The following is a 21,533-nucleotide window of genomic DNA, read 5'->3' on the forward strand; positions in this document are numbered from 1 at the left end:
CGTCACCGAAGTGGCGGGGGCGGCCCTGTGGGGAATCAGCCGATCCGGTACGGCGGTCAGTCGTTGCCGTTGCCCGGAGACGGCGTCGTCTTCTGGATCTGGAGCAGGAACTCCGCGTTGGACTGGGTCTTCTTCATCCGGTCCAGGAGGAGCTCGATCGCCTGCTGCTGGTCGAGCGCGTGCAGCACCCGGCGCAGCTTCCAAACAATCGCCAACTCGTCGCTGCCGAGCAGGATTTCTTCCTTACGGGTGCTGGACGCGTCGACGTCCACCGCCGGGAAGATGCGCTTGTCCGAGAGCTTCCGGTCGAGCTTGAGCTCCATGTTGCCGGTGCCCTTGAACTCCTCGAAGATCACCTCGTCCATGCGCGAGCCGGTCTCGACGAGCGCGGTGGCCAGGATGGTCAGCGAACCGCCGTCCTCGATGTTGCGCGCGGCACCGAAGAAGCGCTTCGGCGGGTAGAGCGCGGTCGAGTCGACACCACCGGACAGGATGCGGCCGGAGGCGGGGGCCGCGAGGTTGTACGCGCGGCCGAGGCGGGTGATGGAGTCCAGCAGGACGACCACGTCGTGACCCAGCTCGACGAGACGCTTGGCGCGCTCGATGGCCAGTTCGGCGACGGTGGTGTGGTCCTCGGCGGGGCGGTCGAAGGTCGAGGAGATGACCTCGCCCTTCACCGACCGCTGCATGTCGGTGACCTCTTCCGGACGCTCGTCGACCAGGACGACCATCAGGTGGCACTCGGGGCTGTTGACCGTGATCGCGTTGGCGATGGCCTGCAGGATCATGGTCTTGCCGGTCTTCGGCGGGGCCACGATCAGGCCTCGCTGGCCCTTGCCGATCGGGGCGACCAGGTCGATGATCCGCGTCGTCAGGACGTTGGAGTCGGTCTCCAGACGGAGCCGGTCCTGCGGGTAGAGCGGGGTCAGCTTCTGGAACTCCGGGCGGCCGCGGCCGGTTTCGGGCGCCATGCCGTTGACGGAGTCGAGGCGGACCAGCGCGTTGAACTTCTCGCGGCGCTCGCCGTCCTTGGGCTGGCGCACCGCACCCGTGACGTGGTCACCCTTGCGCAGGCCGTTCTTGCGGACCTGGGCGAGCGAGACGTACACGTCGTTCGGGCCCGGCAGGTAACCGGACGTCCGGATGAACGCGTAGTTGTCGAGGATGTCCAGGATGCCCGCGACGGGGATCAGGACGTCGTCGTCGGAGACGGGGACCTCGCTGGCGAAGTCCTCCCGGCCACGGCGGCCACGGCGGTCGCGGTAGCGGCCCCGACGACCGCGACGGCCGCCCGCCTCGTCGTCGTAGCCGTCGTCCTGCGGACCGCCGCTCTGCTGGCCCTGGCGCTGCTGGCGCTGGCCGCCCTGCTGGCCCTGGCCGCCGCCCTGCTCGTCGCCCTTGCCGCGGCGGTCGCGCTGCCGGTCGCGGCGCTCCCCGCGCTCGCCACGCTCCTGGCGGTCGCCCCGGTCGCCGCGCTGACCGCGGTCCTGGCGGTCTCCCCGGCGGCCCTCGGCCGTGTCGGCCGCGGCCTCGGCCTTGGCGTCGGTGCGGTCGTCACCCTTCGGCTCGGCCTGCGTCTCCGGCTTGGCCTCGGCGGCCGGCTTGCTCTCCGCCTTGGTCTCCGGGCTGCCCGCCTGAGCGGTGGCACGGCGCCGACGGCGCTCGCCCGTGGGCTGGTCGTCGCTGGCCGGCTGGCCGGGAATGTCGATCTGCTGCTGGGCAGCGGCCTTCTCGGCAGGCGCGGCGGCCGCGGACTCGTCCCCGGTGCGCGCCTTGGAGGTGGCACGGCGCTTCGGCTTGGTCTCGGCTTCCGCGGCGGGTGCGGCGGCCTTGGGCGCGGCGGAGTTACCCGCCTGCGCCTCCTTGATGACCTCGATCAGCTGGCCCTTGCGCATCCGCGCAGTGCCCTTGATGCCGAGGCCGGACGCGACCTGCTGCAGCTCGGCCAGGACCATGCCGTCAAGGCCGGTGCCGGAGCGGCGGCGCCGTGCGGTGGTGCCAGTGGCAGCACCTTCGGCGGGCGCGGCGCTGTCGACAGTCTTGTCGGCAGTCACGCCCATCAGATCGGTGGTGTCGCTCACGAAGGGTCCTTCCCTGGAGCGGACGTCGGCCTTCTGGCTCGGCGACCGGTTGTGCTGTCCGACTGCGGTCTTTTTCTTGCGGACCGGGCCGGGGCGGTGGTCCGCCGCGGGTACGGCGGAGAGATGAAAGTGTGCAAGGGTCCGGCGCGAGCATCCCCCTGCTCGGCCCACTCCTGGACAAGCGAGGGGTGTCGTGCCGGTTCCGGAGCGTGCACGAAACTGCTCAGGCAGGCTGCTCAGGCAGTTGGGGAGGCTCCCGGAAGAAATGGTGGTCCCGGAAAGGGACACGAAGCAACGCGCCACGTAGACGTCGGTTGCAGACTTGAGGTTAACACTACCGGCTCCAACAAACATTCCCCCTCTCACTCACCGGCAATCAATCCTCGGCTACGGGGCGAGCGGCAGCACACTCGCGCCCGGGGCGTCGAGAGCGAGCCGATTGGCCGCCCATCCCTCGCCCGCCAGCCGTGCGACCTTGTCGGCCGCACCGTCCTCGGCCAGTGCGAGCACGGTCGGCCCGGCACCGGAGATGACTGCGGGTACGCCGTCGGCGCGCAGTCGGTTCACGAGTTCCACGCTCTGGGGCATCGCCGGGGCGCGGTACTCCTGGTGCAGCCGGTCCTCCGTTGCGGTGAGCAGCAGTTCGGGACGGCTGGTCAGAGCCTCGACGAGGAGTGCGGCGCGGCCGGCGTTGAAGGCCGCGTCAACATGCGGGACCGTACGCGGCAGCAGTCCGCGGGCGGTCTCGGTCAGGACCGGCTTACTGGGGACGAAAACCACCGGAACGATGGAATCTGCGGGATCCATCCTGATCGCACGGGCGGATCCGCCGTCCATCCAGGCCAGGGTGAAACCGCCGAGCAGGCAGGCCGCGACGTTGTCGGGGTGGCCCTCGATCTCGGTGGCGAGCTCCAGCAGCGCGGCGTCGTCGAGCCGGGCGTCACCGCCGGTCGTCACGGCTCGGGCGGCGACGATGCCGGCGCAGATCGCGGCGGAGGACGAGCCGAGGCCGCGCCCGTGCGGGATGCGGTTGGCGCAGACGATCTCCAGGCCGCGGGGCTGTCCGCCGAGCAGGTCGAAGGCGGTGCGCAGGGAACGTACGAGAAGGTGGCTCTCGTCGCGGGGCAGCGTGTCCGCACCCTCACCCGCGATGTCGATGTGCAGTCCGGAGTCGGCTACGCGGACGACGACGTCGTCGTACAGCCCCAACGAGAGGCCGAAGGCGTCGAAACCCGGGCCCAGGTTGGCGCTGGTCGCAGGGACGCGCACCCGGACGGCGGCGGCTCGGAAGGCGGGACCGGCCATCGGTTGGACGACTCTCCTTGTGAGGCGGCGGGGGTGGTGAAGCGTTTTCTCGACGGTGGTGGGACGTCGTGACGGCAGGGAGTGGGATTCCGGGGAAACCGACGGCCACAACGACCCATGCGCCGCAGCAGATGCGGCGGGGTGGATTGAGTACAGCTTATCGAAGGAAGGTTCTGTCGCGACATAGGGCGCACAGGAGGCGCACGATGCGTGTCGCCCGCCTCCTATGCGCTCTCCGCCCCGAAAAGGGACGGTTGAGCTGGGTTCTTACCGGCGGACGACCGGGATTGACGCGACAGTGGGCCGGGGCGTCGGGGGCGTGGCGTCGGGGGCGTACGGGCAAGCGGTGATGCCGCCCGCGTCCTCCGTCCCACGCCCCCGCCCGGGGCCGGGGTCCTGGTGGTTACACGAGGCCCAGCTTCTGAGCGGCGGTGGCCGCGTCGACCGGGACCGTGACCGGCTGCGGGGCGCCCGCGACGGCCCAGTCGGGGTCCTTGAGGCCGTTGCCGGTGACCGTGCAGACGATCTTCTGGCCCGGGTCGACCTTGCCCTCTTCGGCGGCCTTCAGCAGGCCGGCGACGGACGCGGCCGACGCGGGCTCCACGAAGACGCCCTCCTGGGAGGCCAACAGCCGGTAGGCGGACAGGATCTGGCGGTCCGTCACCTCATCGATGAATCCGCCCGATTCGTCCCGCGCGTCCAACGCGTACTGCCAGGAGGCCGGGTTGCCGATCCGGATCGCGGTGGCGACGGTCGACGGGTCCTTGACGATCTCGCCGCGGACGATGGGCGCGGAGCCGGAGGCCTGGAAGCCCCACATGCGCGGGGTGTGCGTGGACATGCTGTCCGCGGCGTACTCCTTGTAGCCCTTCCAGTACGCGGTGATGTTGCCCGCGTTGCCGACCGGGAGGACGTGGACGTCGGGGGCGTCGCCGAGCGCGTCGACGATCTCGAACGCCGCGGTCTTCTGGCCCTCGATGCGGACCGGGTTGACCGAATTGACCAGCGCCACCGGGTAGTTGTCCGACAGCGAGCGGGCCAGCGTCAGGCAGTCGTCGAAATTGCCGTCGACCTGGAGGATCCTCGCGCCGTGCACGAGCGCCTGGCCCATCTTGCCGAGCGCGATCTTGCCCTGCGGCACGAGAACGGCGCAGACCATGCCGGCCCGTACCGCGTACGCGGCGGCGGAGGCGGAGGTGTTGCCGGTGGAGGCGCAGATGACGGCCTGCGCGCCTTCCTCCTTGGCCCGGGTGATGGCCATCGTCATACCGCGGTCCTTGAAGGACCCGGTGGGGTTGGCGCCCTCGACCTTGAGGTGCACCTCGCAGCCCGTGCGCTCGGAGAGGACCTGAGCGGGGACGAGCGGCGTACCGCCCTCACGGAGCGTGACGACAGGCGTCGTGCTCGTGACCGGAAGGCGGTCCCGGTACTCCTCGATGATGCCGCGCCACTGATGGGTGCCCTTGCTGGTCATGGGTCCTTACTCCCCTTCAACACGCATGATGCTGGCGACACCGCGCACGGTGTCGAGCTTGCGCAGCGCCTCGACGGTCGCCGAGAGGGCGGCGTCGGGCGCGCGGTGGGTGACGACGACGAGAGAGGCCTCGCCGCCCTCCCGTCGCCCGCCGCCTTCGACGGAGGCGACCGCGTCGCCACTGATTACATTTCTACCCTGCTGACGGACGGTATCGATCGATACGCCCTGTTCGGCGAAGACCGTCGCGACCTGGGCGAGTACGCCAGGCTTGTCGGCCACGTCGAGGCTGATGTGGTACCGCGTGACGACCTCACCCATGGGGCTGACCGGCAGGCGTGTGTACGCGGACTCGCCGGGGCCGGTGGACTCGTTGAGTTTGTTGCGGCAGACCGCGACCAGGTCACCGAGGACCGCGGACGCGGTCGGCGAACCTCCGGCGCCGGGGCCGTAGAACATGAGCTGCCCGGCCGCCTCGGCCTCGACGAAGACCGCGTTGTACGCCTCGCGGACGGAGGCCAGCGGGTGGCTCAGCGGGATCATCGCGGGGTGCACCCGCGCGGTGACGGACTGCCCGTCGGCGGCGCGCTCGCAGATGGCGAGGAGCTTGACGGTGCAGCCCATGCGGCGGGCGGAGGCGATGTCGGCGGCGGTGACCTCGGTGATGCCCTCGCGGTGCACATCGCCGATCCTGACCCGGGTGTGGAAGGCGATGCCGGCGAGGATCGCGGCCTTCGCGGCGGCGTCGAAGCCCTCGACGTCGGCGGTCGGGTCGGCCTCCGCGTAGCCGAGGGCGGTGGCCTCGTCGAGCGCCTCGGAGTATCCGGCTCCGCTCGTGTCCATCCGGTCGAGGATGAAGTTGGTGGTGCCGTTCACGATGCCGAGGACCCGGTTGACCTTGTCACCGGCGAGGGACTCGCGCAGCGGCCGTACGAGCGGGATGGCACCGGCCACGGCGGCCTCGTAGTAGAGGTCCCGGCCATGCTGCTCGGCGACGGCGTGCAGCGCGGCACCGTCCTCGGCCAGCAGTGCCTTGTTGGCGGAAACGACGCTCGCGCCGTGCTCGAAGGCGGTGGTGATGAGGGTACGGGCGGGCTCGATGCCTCCGATGACCTCGATGGCGACGTCGATGTCGCCCCGTTTGACCAGGGCTGTCGCATCGGTGGTGATCAGCGCCGGATCGATGCCTTCCCGCACCTTGGAGGGCCGGCGCACGGCGACACCCGCGAGCTCGACCGGGGCGCCGATGCGCGCGGCGAGGTCGTCGGCGTGCGTCGTCATGATGCGCGCCACCTCTGAGCCGACCACTCCACAGCCCAGCAGCGCCACCTTCAGCGGACGCGTACGCATCATCCGACCTCGTTTCCTCTACCTCTTGATGTGTGGTCCAGTCTCACTCACCGGACGGGCGTTCCTGCCACCCGTCCGGATCCTGAGACATCTATGGGGGTCCGGGGGCATACCCCGGGAAAAACGGCATCAGCCGACATCCAGACGCAGGAGATCTTCCTCCGTCTCGCGCCTGACGATCACGCGCGCCTCCCCGTCGCACACGGCGACGACGGGCGGGCGCAGCGCGTGGTTGTAGTTGCTCGCCATGGAGCGGCAGTACGCACCCGTGGCGGGTACGGCGATCAGGTCGCCGGGCGCCAGATCGGACGGCAGGAACGCGTCCTTGACCACAATGTCGCCGCTCTCGCAGTGCTTGCCGACGACGCGGACGAGCATCGGTTCGGCGTCGGAGGTGCGCGAGGCGAGCACGACGCTGTACTCGGCGTCGTACAGCGCGGTGCGGATGTTGTCCGACATCCCGCCGTCGACGCTGACGTACGTACGCAGCCCCTCCAGGGGCTTGACGGTGCCGACCTCGTACAGCGTGAAGGCGGTGGGGCCGACGATGGCGCGCCCCGGCTCGACGGAGATCCGGGGGGTGGCGAGGCCGGCCGCCTCGCACTCGCGGGTGACGATGTCGCCGAGCGCCTTGGCGATCTCGTGCGGCTCGCGCGGGTCGTCCTCGGAGGTGTAGGCGATGCCGAGACCGCCGCCGAGGTCGATCTCGGGCAGCTCGACGCCGTGCTCGTCGCGCACCTCGGCGAGCAGTTGCACCACGCGCCGGGCGGAGACCTCGAAGCCGGCCATGTCGAAGATCTGCGAGCCGATGTGCGAGTGGATGCCGATGAGTTCCAGGCCGTCGAGGGTGAGGGCCCGGCGCACGGCCTCGGCGGCCTGTCCGCCGGCCAGGGCGATCCCGAACTTCTGGTCCTCGTGGGCGGTGGCGATGAACTCGTGCGTGTGCGCCTCGACGCCGACGGTCACCCGGATCTGTACGCGCTGCCGCTTGCCGAGCCGCTGCGCGATGTGCGCGACCCGGGCGATCTCCTGGAAGGAGTCGAGCACGATCCGCCCGACGCCGACGGTGACCGCCCGCTCGATCTCCTCGACGGTCTTGTTGTTGCCGTGGAAGGCGATGCGCTCGGCGGGCATTCCGGCGTCCAGCGCGCAGGTCAGCTCGCCACCGGAGCAGACGTCGAGGTTGAGTCCCTCCTCCTTGAGCCAGCGCACGACGGCGCGCGACAGGAAGGCCTTTCCGGCGTAGAACACATCGGCGTCCCGCCCGAAGGCGTCGGCCCAGGCCCGGCAGCGGGCCCGGAAGTCGCTCTCGTCGAGGAAGTAGGCGGGGGTGCCGAACTCCTCGGCCAGCCGCGTCACTTCGATCCCGCCGACGGCGACCGCACCGTTCTCGTCGCGGGTGACGGTACGGGCCCAGACCTTCGCGTCCAGGACGTTGAGGTCGGCGGGCGGGGCCGTGTAGTGCCCTTCCGTCATGACGTCGGCGTGACGGGGCCCGGCGGGGTGTGCGGATCGGCTCATCGTGTTGCTCTGCTCTCTCGGGTCTCTCAGAGGACTTCGGGTGCGCTGATGCCGAGCAGGGACAGGCCGCCTGCGAGCACCGTCCCGGCGGCTTCGGCGAGGGCGAGCCGGGAACGGTGGGCGGCCGAGGGTTTCTCGTCACCGACGGGGAGCGGGCGGGCGCGGTCGTGGAAGTCGAAGAAGGCCTGCGCGAGCGCTTCGAGATGCCGGGCGACCCGGTCGGGCTCGCGGTGGCGGGCGGCGGCGGCGAGCACCTCGGGATGATCGGCGAGGAGCGTCCCGAGTGCGGGCGCGTCCACGCTCTCCTCGTACGCGGCACCGAACCCGAGCTGCTCGGCGTTCCGGCTCAGGGCGCGGGTCCGGGCGTAGGCGTACCGCACCCGGAACAGTGGGTTGCTCTCCCCCTGTACGAGGAGCTCGTCGCTCCCCGTGCACCGGGCGCGGTCGTGCGGGGCGGCCCGCAGCAGCGCCCAGCGCGCGGCGTCGCTGCCGAGCCGCTCGAAGAGATCACGGTCGGCGGCGGGCACGGGCAGCACATGCAGCGCTTCCCCACCGGCCGTCCGCTCCCCGACCTCGGCCCCCTGGGCCCGGAGCAGCCGCTCGACGGTCTCGGTGACGACCCGGGCGCGCAGTTCGCCGACGGGTGCGAACGAGGCGGTCACGCCGAGGAGGCCGTCCCCGTGCCCGTAGCGCCTACCGCCCGCTTCGACGGCCCGGACCACCGCGTCGACGGGGTCGGGGCCACGGAGGGTGAAGTTCAGGAACCCCGGCCCGGTGACTTCGACGCCACCGATTCCCGGCGCCCCCTGGACCCGTACCCGAAGGATCTCGGCCACTTCCCGGGCCGGCAGCGCGGCGGGCCCGGCCAGTTGGAGAGCGACGGCGCAGGCGTACTCCCCACGCCCGCCGGGCCGTGTCCGCTCCACCCGCACGCGCGCGGGCACCGGCGCGCGCAAGGCGTTCTCGTCGACCGCGCGGCGCACGGCGTGCAGCACGGCCCTGGAGAGATCGGCGGGGGTCACAGGACAAGCGTATGGGAGGACGGGGGCTGCCTCGCGACCCGGTTTCGCCATCCGGTCACCCGGCGGCGCTCTCCGCCTTCCCGGCGCCCTGTCTGCCGGCGACCGACGGCGGGTCCTCCCGGACCATCAACTGCCGTACGAGCCGCAGCAGCTCACTCGGCTCGAACGGCTTCGCCAGGAACGCGTCGACCCCCGCGGTCACCCCGCTGTCCACCTCGTAGGGCGTGCAGGCGCTGATGATCGCCACGGGCACATGTCTGGTCCGCGGATCGGAGCGCAATCTGGTGGCGGTCTGCACACCGTCCAGCCGGGGCATCACGACATCGAGCGTGATCACGTCGGGACGGACCCGATGCACCAGATCCAGACACTCGACACCATCGGCCGCGGTCACGACCTCGAAGCCCTCAAGCTCAAGATTGACCCTGATCAACTGCCGGATGACCTTGTTGTCGTCGACAACAAGCACGCGGCCACATGCCCCTGACACACCTCGAGAGTAGGCGGGGTGTAGGGGCTGCGTCCGGGTTTTGCCCATTTCCGACCCCGGACGAGTGGCACGGCGAGGTGGCCGGATGTACGCACGACGTTCCCGCCTTCCCGCTCCCCCGGAGCCCGCACGGCCACCCCCCGGGAGCGCCGAAATACCTGTTCACGGACACCCGGCGGAAGCTGGTAGTGTTTCTCCCGTCGCCGAGCAACACAGCGATACGCCCCCGTAGCTCAGGGGATAGAGCATCGGCCTCCGGAGCCGTGTGCGCAGGTTCGAATCCTGCCGGGGGCACTTCGATGGAAGTGCCTGAAGACCCCGTCATCAGCGGAAGCGCTGAGGCCGGGGTCTTCGCGTATGCGCGGGCATGTGCAGCGCTGCGCGGCCCCAGGACAGCGTCTGTGGACTATTCGTGGACAGGATCTTGGAGCGTCTGCCCAGGTCAAAGCAGCTGCCTCGGACGCGGGCACAGCCCGGCGTGCCAGTCCCGCTCCGGATCCGCTGCGTCGAATACGCTGCGAAGGCGTCCAACCTGACGCCTTGATATTGCGTACACACGACGGACTGCCGCGCGGCGGCGGCTCTTCACGTCGGCCCGGACGGCGCAGCTGCCGAATGCAGGAAGGGGTGTGGCATGCGGTCTCCAGGCGTGCAGCTTCGGGAGATCACCGACGACAACCGGGATGCCGTTCGTGCCCTCCGCGTCCGACGTGACCAGAAGCAGTTCGTCGCCTCCGTGTCCAAGTCGCTCAAGGAGGCGACAAAGAAACCAGAGGCCAATCCCTGGTACCGCGCCCTGTACCGCGATGACGAGCCGGTCGGCTTCGTGATGCTGTCGTGGAAACCGCCGGCTGGTCCTTACAAGGGGCGGCACTTCATCTGGCGCCTTCTCGTCGACAAGCGGTACCAGGGGCGAGGGATCGGCCGAGAGGCGCTCACGCAGATCAGCGCCCTGGTCCGCACGGACGGCGCCACCGAGCTGCTGACCAGCTACGAGCCCGGCGACGGCGAACCGTGGCCCTTCTATCAGAAGTTCGGGTTCGAGCCCACCGGGGAGATCGACGACGGCGAGATCGTTCTGCGGCTCACCTTCCCCACGCGGTGAGCTCATACGGAAAGCGATCGCCCCGGACCGACGTCGAATGATCACGCCTTCACGGAAGAGTCGCCCCGGTCTGATGGGCGCGGACAGGCTTGGCCTCGTCGCTGAGAAGTGCCGGTCTCTCAGCCGCCGGCGAGGGCGACGAGCTTGATGAAGACCAGGCCGGGATCGACGGTGAGATCCACGACTTCGTCCGGGTCCTCGACCTGGCGGTCGCCGGCCAGCACGAAGAACCCGTTGGCCAGGAAGGCACGCTCGGCGATCTCGGCCTGGCGCTCCCAGTCGATGTGGCGGGGCTCGCGGAGACGGTAGCCGTTCAGCTCCGCCTCGGCGTCGTCGGGGCGAACGAGACCGTTGAAGCGATCGCTCGGGCGGGCGTTGTGCCGGGCGACCTCCTCGCGGACCCGGAGCTTGATGAGCTCCCGTACGGTCATCCGTTCCGGCAGCCCGGCGACCTCCCACTCGGTGACCGGCTTGCCCGTCGCGGTCTCGTCCCGGAACGTCACGGTGGCCATCAGGCACCTCGCTCGATCTGTATGAGGATGGACTCGTCGGTGATCTCGGTGTCGGCGGCGAGCAGGAACGCCTTGCTGAGGATGAGGGAGAGCCGTTCGTCCTCGAACGGCAGAAAAACCTTGGCGTCGCCCTTGCCGCGCGACGGGACGATGCACAGGTAGGCGTTGTCCGGTTCCATCAGGATGTTGGCCGACCCGAGATGGATCTTGTACGTGCCCAGGTCCCCGCGGACGATCAGAAAGCGGCCGTCGAGCGTGCAGCGGTCGGCGATCTTCAGGCGCGGCAGGATCCGCTCCAACGCCTCGCGGCGGACCTCGGCGCTCGCCGTCAGAGCACCGAACGTGGCCGTCCGCCAGTACACGGCATAGCGGTCCTCGCCCCGGTCGGCCCAGTCGGGATCGGCGGCGATCGAGGTCACGCCCACGAACAGATCGACGTCCCGCATCGCCTCGCTGAACACCAGCGGGGGCACCTCCGCCAGCGGAACCTCCCGCCAGCGCCGGCCGTCCCTCCGCTCGAAGCGGACCTGGTCCGTCGCGGCGTGCTCGGGCGCGTAGCCGCCGTCGTCCTCCGCGGCGGGCTCGTGGTGGAAGCAGGCCCGCCACTCGCCGTCGCCGAACTCGGCCCGCGCCTTCCCGTCGTAACCGCCGTCGTGCCGGCCGAGGAAATTGGCCTGCCAGCCGCGTTCCTTGAACAGCGCGTAGAGCTGCCGGTAGTGGACGATATGCGCGGCGAACCGGTTGGAGTAGACGCCGGTCTCCTCCTCCGCCGGGGTGAGCAGGTAGATCTCCCGGAAGGCCTGTTTGAACGGCTGCCGCAGCTGCTCGGCGACGAGCCGCTCCCGCCACGCCCTCATATCGTCCGTCGACGCCCGGATCGGATGCCACAACCGGACGCGCTCGGGCCGGCCGGGCGGCTCGGCCATCGGTGCCACCGCACGCCACTCGCCGTCCGCGTCCTGAAACTCCCAGATCAGGCTGCGGACGAGAACCCCGGTGACCGGATGGTCGCGGTAGTAGCGGCACCACTCGTCGTACGGCCACTCATGCCCGGCCGACATCAGCGCCTCGACGCGGGCCCGCTCACCCGACAGCGTCCCCCGCACCTCCTTGGCCAGGGCCTTCAACTCCTGGAGCTCCTCCGGGAAGCGGTCCTTCACCGCCGCCGGAGGCGTGCGAGACGTCCCCCCGTCGGGGCGCACGAAGGTGAGCCGCACGGTCGCCGCTTCCTCGATCGCCACCCGTACCCGGTGTCCGCCCAACTCCCTTTCCAGTGAGCCGTCCGGCGCCAGGCCGTGGTCAGGCACGCTGCGCTCGATGAGCTGCTCCGCCGTGATGCCCTGCTTCCCGGCTGCCGTCACCAGCGCGGTGTCGAGCTGCTTGCGCAGAGCGCGGTGCTTGATTCGGGACTGAAGCCGCCACAGGGCCTCCAGGGCGGCCGGACCACCGGTCTCGGCCAGCGCGTTGATCGCGGCGGCCGCGAGCTTGAGGTCCACGATCACGCCGCTTCCGAGGTCGCCGGTCCGCAGAGCGAGCGCGGCGAGGTGCTGCACCGCGGCCGGGCCGCCGGTCAGCGCGGCCGCCCAGACGGCGCCGCGGGCCAGGTCCCCGTCGTTCTGGTGGACGACGTAGTGGTAGTGGTAATCGTCGTGGAGCCAGCCGGTGTGCGCACCGCTTCCCCTGCTGCACAACGGATCGCCCCCGGCCAGCACCCGCAGGACGTCGGCCACGAGGTCCCGCGCCGACGCCGCGTCCGCGAGTTCGAGGCACGTCCGCCGCCACCTCTGGGCAGGACGCGGCCCCGACAGGATCACCAAGTGCCGGACAAAGCAAGCCAGTTCCGGTGTCGGAGAGGTCTTCGCACGGTCGCTCAGCAGGGAGGCCCAGGGAGCGTCGGCGGGGATGAGTCCCTCGGGGATGTGCGCCTCGTCCACGCTCGCGAGCAGCGCGCGGAGGCGCTGGGCCAGCGACGCGCGCAGGCGCGCCTCGACAGTGGTGTCCATGAGCTTCGTGTGTGCGTACCGCAGCCAGGGCATGACCGCACGGCGGCCATCGACGTCGAGCCGATCGGCGGCGTTCAGCACCAGCCCCAGCGAATCGGCGAACCAGAAGCCCTTGTCGTACTCGGTGGCACGGAGCAGCATCACCGCGACCTCGTCGGACATCCAGCCGCGCACCCCCGAGATCAGGGGCCCGATCTCGGCGCCGTAGTGCCACAAGCTCGTGTCGTCGAAGCAGGCGGCCAGCATGAGGCACAGGACCGCGGCCCTGCCCTCCTCGTCCGTGCATGCCGCGAGCCGCTCGTCGATCTCGGCCTGGGTCGCCGCGCCCGTCGCCCTGAAGCGGCGGTGCTCGTGCCCCATGGACCGCCGGAGCTCGGTCCGCTGACGTTCCAGGAGGTCGACGAGCCAGTGGACGCGGTCGAGCGCGGCGGACCTCGCATCGTCGAGCGAGTCGTTCCTACGGGATGCGGCCACCAAGGCGTCGTACAGCATGGCGGGATGATGGCAGAGAGGACTGACAATGCGATCAACTCAAAGGATCCACACGTCTGCTCATGCGACTTCCGGGTCCAAGGACCGGCGGCCCGGGAGTGGTCCACGCACAGCGTCCGGGGCGCGAGCCGCGTCTCGTCCCGCGGCGCCCGACGTCCACACATTTCGGAAGCCGGACAGAAGCCTCCACGGGCACGACCATGCTGCCGCCTTCGCCCATCTTGGGCTGGCCGAGCCGGAGACGTTCGTCCAAGGACTACGGAAGACCAGCCTTTGCCCCGATGAACTCAAGACCCCTGAAGGCAAGTACCTCCGGCGTTGCATCGACCTGTTCATGCACGAATTCAGGCCCGGTACCACTCGGATCCATGTCCGGTCGACCATCGAACCGGCCGTGACACCGCCTCCGGCGAGCCCCGGTCCGTAGAGCACCGCGGACCGGGGCGCCGGTGGTGTCCGTGCCCCGGTCCGCGGGGCGTGCTCACACATTTCAGCGCTTGGCCGCGGCGGGAAAGGCGGCGAAGCCGAATTCGCCGACGGCCTTGTAGTAGGTCCAGGCAGTGGCGTCGCAGGAGGTCTTCTTCAGGCCGTTGTAGCCGGCGCAGACGCGCTTGAGGTCGGCGTAGAAGGCGTCGTCCAGGCGCGCCTTGTTGGCAGTCAAGGCGCCGACGGCCTTGTAGTTCCGGTAGCCGAAGTCGTGGCGGGCGCAGGAGTTCCGGAAGGGGAAGCCGAAGGGGTTGTCGGGGGCGCCCGTGCAGTAGTCGGTGGACCAGTCGAAGCCGTACGCCCTCCACGCGGACCGGTTCTGGCGGGCGGCCAGCCAGGTGTTGTAGCTGCTCGCGCTGGTGCGCGTGAAGCTGCTCAGTACCCGGGGCTTGTCGGCGGGGGCGGCCGAGGCCGGGGAGGCTGACACGCCGAGCACGAGGGGCAGGGCGAGAGCGGCGGCGGTCAGGGGGGTGGTGGGACGACGGTGCATCGGACTCCTCCGTACGGGCTGCTGAACGGTGCCCGGCGGAGGCTCCGCGGGGCTGCCCCAGCCTTGCGGAGGGTGCTACGACGCGCCCATATCGGCCGGGTGCCCGAGGGGTTGAGCCAGCCGGTCGGAGTAAGGGTGTGCGCACGGACGTTCGCCGCCGACCGTGGACGTGCCGGGCCTCACGAGCGCAGGAACGCCAGCACCGCCAGCACCCGTCGGTGCGTGTCGTCCGCCGGGGGCAGGTCCAGTTTTGTGAGGATCGAACCGATGTGCTTGCCCACCGCCGCCTCGGAGACGACCAGTTGGCGTGCGATCGCCGCGTTGGACTTGCCCTCCGCCACCAGGCCGAGCACCTCGCGTTCGCGGGCTGTCAGGCGCTCCAGGGGATCGCGGCGGCGGCGCAGCAGCTGGCGTACGACTTCGGGGTCGACGACCGTGCCGCCCGCCGCGACGTCCTGGAGGGCGGTCTGGAACTCCTCGACCTGGCCGACCCGGTCCTTGAGCAGGTAGCCGATGCCCGAGCCGTCCCCGGAGTCGAGCAACTCCGAGGCGTACGTGCGCTGGACGTACTGGCTGAGGACGAGGACCGGGAGCGCGGGCCGGTCGGTGCGCAGGCGCACGGCCGCGTGGAGACCCTCGTCCTGGAAGCCCGGTGGCATCCGGACATCGGTGACGACGATGTCGGGTCCGTGTTCAGTGGCCGCCGCCACCAGGGCGTCGGCGTCGCCGACCGCTGCGACGACCTCGTGACCGAACCGGCCGAGCAGGCCGATCAGTCCTTCGCGCAGCAGCACACTGTCCTCGGCCAGCACTACGCGGAGCGCTCGGTCTCGGTCCACTCGCAAGGAATCTCCATACGCAGCAGGGTCGGTCCGCCGGCGGGGCTGGACAGCGCAAGTCTGCCATCCAGTACGGCCACCCGGTCCGAAAGTCCGGTCAGTCCGGTGCCCTTGCCGACGTCCGCCCCGCCCCGGCCGTCGTCGCGCACTTCGATGGTCAGGCGGCCGTCCTCATGGCGGCCGGTCACTTCGGCGCGGCTCGCCCCGCTGTGCTTGCCGACGTTCGCCAGTGCCTCGCAGACCACGAAGTACGCCGCGGCCTCGACGGCTTCGGACAGGCGTCCGGGCAGGTCGATGCCCACATCCACGGGGACGGCGGACCGGTCGGCCGCGTCGGCGATCGCCTCACCGAGGCCTCGGTCGGCCAGGATCTTGGGGTGGATGCCCTGGATCAGGTCGCGGAGTTCGGCGAGGGCCGTGCCCGCTTCGTCGTGGGCCTTCGCGAGCTGGTCCGCGAGAGGGCCGGGCGGGGCGTCGAGGCGGGCCAGGCCGAGCGTCATGGTGAGGGCGACCAGGCGTTGTTGCGCACCGTCGTGGAGGTCGCGTTCGATCCGCCGTCGCTCCGCCTCGAACGCGTCCACCAACCGGACGCGGGAACGTACGAGTTCGGTGACCCGCTCCCCCAGTTCCGGCTCCAGGGGGGCGATGAGCATCCGGGTCAGTTCGACGCGTGCGACGGCCACCACGCCGAGCACGTATCCGCACACCCCGAGCATCGGCAGCCCCACGAACGCGACGCCGATCGCCTCCGGCCAGGAGGTCACCGTCCAGAGCTTGAGTACGGGTGCCTCGGTGCCGTCATAGAGCATGCCCATCGTCACGGGCGTCGCCAGCAGGCCCAGCGGCACGCTCAGCGCCATTGCGACCGCCAGCAGGTCCAGCGGCCACAGCAGGGTCGCGAACGCCAGTGTGTAGCCCAGTTCCCGCCAGGTCGCCTGCTCGCGGAAGCGGGTCCGGGCCCAGGGCAGGAGCCCCGGTTCGGCCGGTTCGTGGTGCGGGGTGGGGGCGGGCCTGCCGTCGACCAGCCGCAGCCTGCGGCGCTCCAACGCAGCCACCGGCACTCCGGCGAACGCCAGCAGCGCGAGCAGCGGCAGCCCGATCAGCACGATGGCGAGCGCACTGCCCACCGCCACCCCGATGACGATCGCCAGCAGCACCACGACGCCGACCGGCGTGCTGCTGAGCAGATAGCCGGCCGACCGCCAGGGCCAGGCGGAGAGCAGGTATCCGGGTCGGGCCATGGCCTGCCACACGTTGCGTGAGCGCATGCCACCACCGTAGAAGCCCGTTCTCTGCTCGAACCATCCCTCCAGGCCGAGGACCTGGGGTATGGCCTGCCCCACCCCAGGACTCGGTCCAGCGGTCGTGATCGGCGCGGCTCCGCACGAACCGGCCGGCGGCGAGCGGTGGCGGCGACGCTGCCGGGCGCCGTGCGAACGGGCCGTGTGTTCGCGAACAGGCGCGGCACCCTTCGGTCACCCATGCGCTTGTGCGGTCTTCCGGTTGTTGGTCCCGGCGCTACTGATCGGCATGTTGCCGACGGGAGTCGGAGTCGACGGTGCTCGGGGAGGACGACACGGTGTGCGGGTGTGGCTGAGGCATTGCCGCCGGAGTCGGGGGTGTGGGCCCGCTGCGGTGCATCCACAGGAGAGCTCCCGCAAGCAGTGCGGTGCCTCCCAGCAGCCACGGCAGCGGGCCTGACGGAAGGACACCAATAACCAAGCCTGTTAGCGCTGCCACCAGTTGCAGAGCGAGAGACTGGACGGACAGCGCGGTGGCCCGGCCCGAACGTGTGACACGGTGGTGCAAGAGGTCGTTCTCACTCGGCCCGGCTGCGCCGAGCCCGAGGTAGACCAGGCCGTAGCCGATGGCCGCGAGGACCATGGAGCCCACTCCCGTGAACGCCGCGGTGACGCCGAGCAGAAGCAGGCCGCTCGCGCTCGCGCCGAGGCAGACCGTGATCGCACGCTCGCCACTGCCCGCAAGCCGGGCGGTCAGCGGTGAGAGGTGGCTGCCGATACCCGAGCAAATGAATCCTGCGCAGGCGAGTGTGGCAAAGAGCACCGCCCCCGACTCCGACGCGCCCGTGAGGGCCGCGGCACGGCCCGGCGTGAGCAGTTCGATCACGGCCAGGGCGCTGCCGGCGGCCCCTGCGCTGAGGAGCACCCGGCGGACCAGCGCATCGTGGCCCCCCAGTCGCAGTCCGCCCACGACGGTGGCCGGGATACCTCGGAGTACCACGCGCAAGGTGGCCGCCGGTCGGGGCGGCTCCCGCAGAGCGGTCAGGACATACAGCACGAAGGCGATCTCTACTGCTGCACCGAGCAGCATCGGAACGGAAAGGGGCAGCACCAGCTCGGACGTTGCCTCGCTCAGTCGGGCGCCGAGGTCGGGGCCGAGTCCGAGCAGCCAGGGAAGGGCACCGCCGAGCAGGGTGCCGGTGGCGAGGGCGGCGGATGTCGCGGTGCCGCCGCGGGCCAGCCCGGTGTGCAGTTCGGCGTCGGGGCCGGAGTGCGCCTGGACGGTGTCGACGTACCAGGCTTCGGCCGGTCCGCTGGACAGGGCACGGCCCGCGCCCACCAGAGCCATGCCGAGGCCGAGCAACCAGGGGGCGGTGCCCAGGCCCACGAGGATCAACGCGGCCAGGTTCAGCAGGCCGGCGGAGGCCAGAACAGCGCGGCGTCCGAGGACGTCGGACAGTCCTCCGGTGGGCAGTTCCAGCGCGGCGGCGGTGAGGGAGTGCGCGGCGAAAAAGCCCGCGATGGCCGCCATGGTCATGCCTCGCTCGGTGAACAGCAGGATCTGGGGAGCGACGCTCAGCCCCAGCGGCAGCCAGAACAGAACGCAGACCGTGATGTAGCGGCGGCGTGCGGTGCGTATGTCCAGCGGGCCGGTCACGACGCGTCCTCGGCATCTGTCCCCGCAGGGGCAGAGGTGTCGGCCTCAGTGCCGGGGCCGCGCGGTGCCAAGGGCAATCCGGCGGTGAGGAGTATGACCTGCGCAGCGCGCGGATCTTCTGCGTCGCGGGTGGTCAGTTCCTCCAGCTTCCGATCGAGCACGTCCCAGAGTTCGGTGAGCGACTCGGGGGTCAGACGGGGCATCAGGTCGCTGATCCCGGACGGTTCCACCCACTCCTGGCCCAGCCGCCCATCGGCGATGTCGGCCTCGTACCGGACGAGAGAAGCCTCCAGGTGCTCGATCTGGGCCCTGCGCGACAAGCTGACGTAGGCGCGGCTGCCCGCTGCGGCTTCCATTGCCTTGCTGCTCCAGGAAGTCACGGAGTGCACCGCCTGCCAGCGGCGCTCCCGCCCGTCATGGTGCTCGGCCTCGGCGACGAACGCGTACTTCGCCAGAACCCGCAGGTGATAGCTGGTGGAAGCGGACGACTCCCCGGTCCTGACCGCGAGTTCACTCGCGGTGGCTGGGCCGTCCTGCCGCAGCAACCCGAGCAGTCGGATGCGTAGCGGGTGTGTGAGGGCCTTCAGGGCTGCTGCGTCCCGCTCGGGATCGAGTACGCGTCTCTGCTCGTCGCTGACCATGACGGGAGAGTAGAACCATCAGAGGCTTTCCAAAAGTATTTTTGCAGAAATTATTTTGGAAAGTTGGATGTCGCCAGTACGTTGGATGTCGCCAGTACGTTGTGCGGTGGTATCGCACCGCCGTCGACCTCGATCTGCCCGCGGCGCCGACACCGAGGTGAGGCTGCGCATCGAGGACGCCTCCGCGCGAGCGGCGAAGTACCGGGCCCAGACCTTCGTCAACGGATAGAACACAGGCCCATACGTCAACAACGTCGGGCCGTAGGGCGAGTTCGCCATCCCGTCGGGCTTCCTCAAGGCCCGCGGAACCGACACGGTCGCCCTCGCCGTGACCGCCGAAGAAGCCGGCGCCGGCCCGGACGCGGTGCGGCTCGTCGACCAAGAAGCCGTGCTCGGCGGGGTCGGCGGCGAACAGAACGCCTCTCCGGGCTGCCGGGCTGTTCACGGCAAGACCACATCGGTCAGAGAGGGCTGACTCGCGTTCCGTCGCCGGTGTCACCCTCGCCACCAACTCCCCCACATTCCCTGATCTTTCACGGTTCCAGCCATTGACGTGCACCCCAAGCACATCTACGGTCCGAGACATCAGACCTCCGACATCTGATGTCTAGTCCAATAGGGCCGCCGCCCATCAGTAAGCTTCCGAGGAAGGCATCTCCGGCATGAAGAGAACCGCTCCGGCCACCGTGGCAGCAGCAGTCGCCCTGGCATTGGCGACGGGCACCGCATTGGCAGCGCCCGCGCATTCCGACACGGGGACCCTCTCCCAGCAGGACCTGGCGACCGCAGGCACCGGCTCCCCCTACTACCGCATTCCCGCGCTGACCACGACGGAGTCCGGAACCGTTCTGGCGGCCTACGACGCCCGCCCGACCCTCGGCGACCTGCCCAGCAACATCGGCATCATGCTGCGGCGCAGCACCGACGACGGCCGGACCTGGCAGTCGCAGCAGATCGTCCGCAAGGACCCGGCCCCGCGCGGCTACGGCGACCCGAGCCTGCTCGTCGACCGACAGAGCGGCCGGATCTTCCTCTTCTACGCTGCCGGACAGAACCAGGGGTACTTCGGTAGCGCCACCGGCACGGACGAGAACGATCCGAACGTGCTCCAGGCCGATTACAGCTTCTCCGACGACGACGGCCGCACCTGGAAGCACCGCCGCATCACTCACGAGATCAAGGATCCCGCCTGGGCCGGCCTGTTCGCCGCCAGCGGCCAGGGCATCCAGATCAAGCGTGGCCCGTATGCGGGGCGACTGGTTCAGCAATACTCCGTCCGGTACAAGAACGGCAACTGGGCGGCCAGCGCCTACAGCGACGATCACGGTGAGACCTGGCACATGGGAGAGCTGGTGGGCCCCGGCACCGACGAGAACAAGAGCGTGGAGCTGGCCGACGGCCGTCTCATGCTCAACGTCCGGTCCAGCCCCCATCGCCTCGTCGCCTACTCTTCCGACGGCGGTGCCACCTGGTCCGGACTGCACGCCGACCCGAACCTGATCGACCCGGGTGACAACGGTTCCGTCATCCGTTGGAACCCCAATGCCTCTCCGCGCAGTCCGGAGGCCCACAAGCTGCTCTTCAGCAACAACGAGAGCACCACCGACCGCGCCAACACCACCGTCAAGATGTCCTGCGACGACGGCAGGACCTGGCCGATCCGCCGCACCGTCGAGGCGGGCCCGTCCGCCTACTCCACCCTCGCCCGTCTTCGCGACGGCTCCCTCGGACTGCTCTACGAGCGCGGTACGTCCCACCCCTACGAGAAGATCACCTTCGCCCGCTTCGGCGACGACTGGCTGAACGGCGTCTGCGCGCCTCTCACCGTGACCCCGCCGGAGTCGCTTCCCGCGGGCCGGACCAGCGGCTTCACCGTGATGGTCACCAACCAGGAACGGAACCGCCTCACGGGCGGCGAGCTTCGGCTCGACCTGCCCGACGGATGGTCGGCTCCGGCGGTCAAGGTACCCGCGGTGCCCAGCGGGGGGCAGATCTCGGTCACCGTCCCCGTGACCGTCCCGGACACGGCGATCGCCGATGCGTACCCATACACCGCCCACCTGACCACCGACAAGGGCAGGTCGTACGCCGGCGGCACAGCGACGATCAAGCCGGGCCTGAGTGGCCAGGTCCCGGTCGATCGCAAGAACATCACGATCGCCTCAGTGGACAGCGAGGAGACCGCCGCGGAGAACGGCCGCGCCGCCAACGCCATCGACGGCAACCCGGCCACCAAGTGGCACACGGCGTACAGCCCCTCCGTCGCCCCCATGCCCCATCAGCTGACCCTCGATCTCGGCACCACCCAGCCCGTCTCGGGTCTGCGTTATCTGCCCCGCCAGGACAGCGGCGCCAATGGCGACGTGGCCCGCTTCACCGTAGAGATCAGCGACGACAACGAGTCCTTCCGCCAGGTCTTCGCGGGCACCTACAGCGGCTCGAAGAATGAGAAGGAGGTGACCTTCGCCGCGCAGCAGGCTCGCTACGTACGGTTCACCGCATTGAGCGCCGTGAACGGCCAGCAGTTCGCGGCCGCCGCGGAAGTGACCGTACTCCGGGCCCCCTGACCTTCTGCGCCCACGCTCATCGACAGCGGTTCTGCCCGGTGTTCCCGTGTCGGCCACGGGAACACCGAGCAGGTCGGTCCGCTGGACCAGCAAACGAGCCGGCCCGACCCGGGGCGACCACGGCGCTGCCCAAGGCGTTCCCCCACCAGATCACTGGTCACACTGCCTCTTGCAGATCAGGCAGCACCATGCGCAGGTGCTCCGCGCCGATGGCGCCGGCGCGCCTGAGGAGGGGAACCGGGCCGGCGGGCTCGCCA

Annotated in this window: 17 protein-coding genes and 1 tRNA gene; 4 read left to right on the forward strand and 14 right to left on the reverse strand. The window is 70.2% G+C overall.

Annotated elements, in window-relative coordinates; genetic code table 11:
• Positions 1-56: 56 nt before the first annotated feature.
• From rho to ACFU8Q_RS06510, 7 genes are all read right to left on the reverse strand, one after another.
• Positions 57-2,081: a transcription termination factor Rho gene (gene rho / locus ACFU8Q_RS06480; RefSeq protein ID WP_384448641.1), complete on the reverse strand. Its 2,025-nt coding sequence runs from the start codon at positions 2,079-2,081 to the stop codon at positions 57-59.
• Positions 2,082-2,468: 387 nt separating this feature from the next.
• Positions 2,469-3,386 carry a homoserine kinase gene (gene thrB / locus ACFU8Q_RS06485; protein WP_384448643.1) on the reverse strand — a complete coding sequence of 306 codons (918 nt, stop codon included), beginning with the start codon at positions 3,384-3,386 and terminating at the stop codon, positions 2,469-2,471.
• Positions 3,387-3,789: 403 nt separating this feature from the next.
• Positions 3,790-4,860, reverse strand: coding sequence for a threonine synthase (thrC, locus tag ACFU8Q_RS06490; protein ID WP_384448646.1), 1,071 nt, complete (start codon positions 4,858-4,860; stop codon positions 3,790-3,792).
• Between the two features lie 6 nt (positions 4,861-4,866).
• Positions 4,867-6,213 (reverse strand): homoserine dehydrogenase, encoded by a 1,347-nt coding sequence (locus ACFU8Q_RS06495; RefSeq protein ID WP_384448649.1) that lies wholly within the window; start codon positions 6,211-6,213, stop codon positions 4,867-4,869.
• A gap of 126 nt (positions 6,214-6,339) precedes the next feature.
• Complete coding sequence (lysA, locus tag ACFU8Q_RS06500; protein WP_384448652.1) at positions 6,340-7,731, reverse strand: diaminopimelate decarboxylase; 1,392 nt, start codon at positions 7,729-7,731, stop codon at positions 6,340-6,342.
• Between the two features lie 26 nt (positions 7,732-7,757).
• Positions 7,758-8,753: an ArgS-related anticodon-binding protein NrtL gene (nrtL, locus tag ACFU8Q_RS06505; protein WP_384448655.1), complete on the reverse strand. Its 996-nt coding sequence runs from the start codon at positions 8,751-8,753 to the stop codon at positions 7,758-7,760.
• Positions 8,754-8,808: 55 nt separating this feature from the next.
• Positions 8,809-9,291 carry a PleD family two-component system response regulator gene (locus ACFU8Q_RS06510; protein ID WP_384448657.1) on the reverse strand — a complete coding sequence of 161 codons (483 nt, stop codon included), beginning with the start codon at positions 9,289-9,291 and terminating at the stop codon, positions 8,809-8,811.
• A 174-nt stretch (positions 9,292-9,465) separates the two neighbouring features.
• On the opposite strand from ACFU8Q_RS06510, the gene ACFU8Q_RS06515 reads away from it, so the two are divergent.
• Positions 9,466-9,537, forward strand: a tRNA-Arg gene (locus ACFU8Q_RS06515).
• Between the two features lie 340 nt (positions 9,538-9,877).
• Positions 9,878-10,348 carry a GNAT family N-acetyltransferase gene (locus ACFU8Q_RS06520; RefSeq protein WP_384448660.1) on the forward strand — a complete coding sequence of 157 codons (471 nt, stop codon included), beginning with the start codon at positions 9,878-9,880 and terminating at the stop codon, positions 10,346-10,348.
• 119 nt (positions 10,349-10,467) lie between these two features.
• Here the strand turns inward: ACFU8Q_RS06520 and ACFU8Q_RS06525 are convergent, their stop codons facing one another.
• From ACFU8Q_RS06525 to ACFU8Q_RS06555, 7 genes are all read right to left on the reverse strand, one after another.
• Positions 10,468-10,860 (reverse strand): hypothetical protein, encoded by a 393-nt coding sequence (locus ACFU8Q_RS06525; protein WP_384448662.1) that lies wholly within the window; start codon positions 10,858-10,860, stop codon positions 10,468-10,470.
• A complete protein-coding gene (locus ACFU8Q_RS06530; RefSeq protein WP_384448665.1) occupies positions 10,860-13,355 on the reverse strand; it encodes a DUF4132 domain-containing protein in 2,496 nt (831 codons plus the stop codon). The genes ACFU8Q_RS06525 and ACFU8Q_RS06530 overlap by 1 nt, the downstream gene beginning before the upstream one ends.
• 490 nt (positions 13,356-13,845) lie before the next feature.
• Positions 13,846-14,331 (reverse strand): phospholipase, encoded by a 486-nt coding sequence (locus ACFU8Q_RS06535; protein ID WP_384448668.1) that lies wholly within the window; start codon positions 14,329-14,331, stop codon positions 13,846-13,848.
• A gap of 179 nt (positions 14,332-14,510) precedes the next feature.
• Positions 14,511-15,143 (reverse strand): LuxR C-terminal-related transcriptional regulator, encoded by a 633-nt coding sequence (locus ACFU8Q_RS06540; RefSeq protein ID WP_384448743.1) that lies wholly within the window; start codon positions 15,141-15,143, stop codon positions 14,511-14,513.
• Positions 15,143-16,438 carry a sensor histidine kinase gene (locus ACFU8Q_RS06545; RefSeq protein ID WP_384448671.1) on the reverse strand — a complete coding sequence of 432 codons (1,296 nt, stop codon included), beginning with the start codon at positions 16,436-16,438 and terminating at the stop codon, positions 15,143-15,145. Before ACFU8Q_RS06545 ends, ACFU8Q_RS06540 begins: the two co-directional genes overlap by 1 nt.
• 250 nt (positions 16,439-16,688) lie before the next feature.
• Positions 16,689-18,068: an MFS transporter gene (locus ACFU8Q_RS06550; RefSeq protein WP_384448674.1), complete on the reverse strand. Its 1,380-nt coding sequence runs from the start codon at positions 18,066-18,068 to the stop codon at positions 16,689-16,691.
• Positions 18,065-18,709, reverse strand: a complete 645-nt coding sequence (locus ACFU8Q_RS06555) for a helix-turn-helix domain-containing protein (protein ID WP_384448677.1) — start codon at positions 18,707-18,709, stop codon at positions 18,065-18,067. Before ACFU8Q_RS06555 ends, ACFU8Q_RS06550 begins: the two co-directional genes overlap by 4 nt.
• Before the next feature lie 328 nt (positions 18,710-19,037).
• Between ACFU8Q_RS06555 and ACFU8Q_RS06560 the strand changes: the two genes are divergently transcribed.
• Positions 19,038-19,184 carry a hypothetical protein gene (locus ACFU8Q_RS06560; RefSeq protein WP_384448680.1) on the forward strand — a complete coding sequence of 49 codons (147 nt, stop codon included), beginning with the start codon at positions 19,038-19,040 and terminating at the stop codon, positions 19,182-19,184.
• 187 nt (positions 19,185-19,371) lie between these two features.
• Positions 19,372-21,276, forward strand: coding sequence for an exo-alpha-sialidase (locus ACFU8Q_RS06565; RefSeq protein ID WP_384448683.1), 1,905 nt, complete (start codon positions 19,372-19,374; stop codon positions 21,274-21,276).
• The last annotated feature ends 257 nt before the right edge of the window (positions 21,277-21,533 follow it).

Source organism: Streptomyces sp. NPDC057543, assembly GCF_042801895.1.
Classification (GTDB): domain Bacteria; phylum Actinomycetota; class Actinomycetes; order Streptomycetales; family Streptomycetaceae; genus Streptomyces.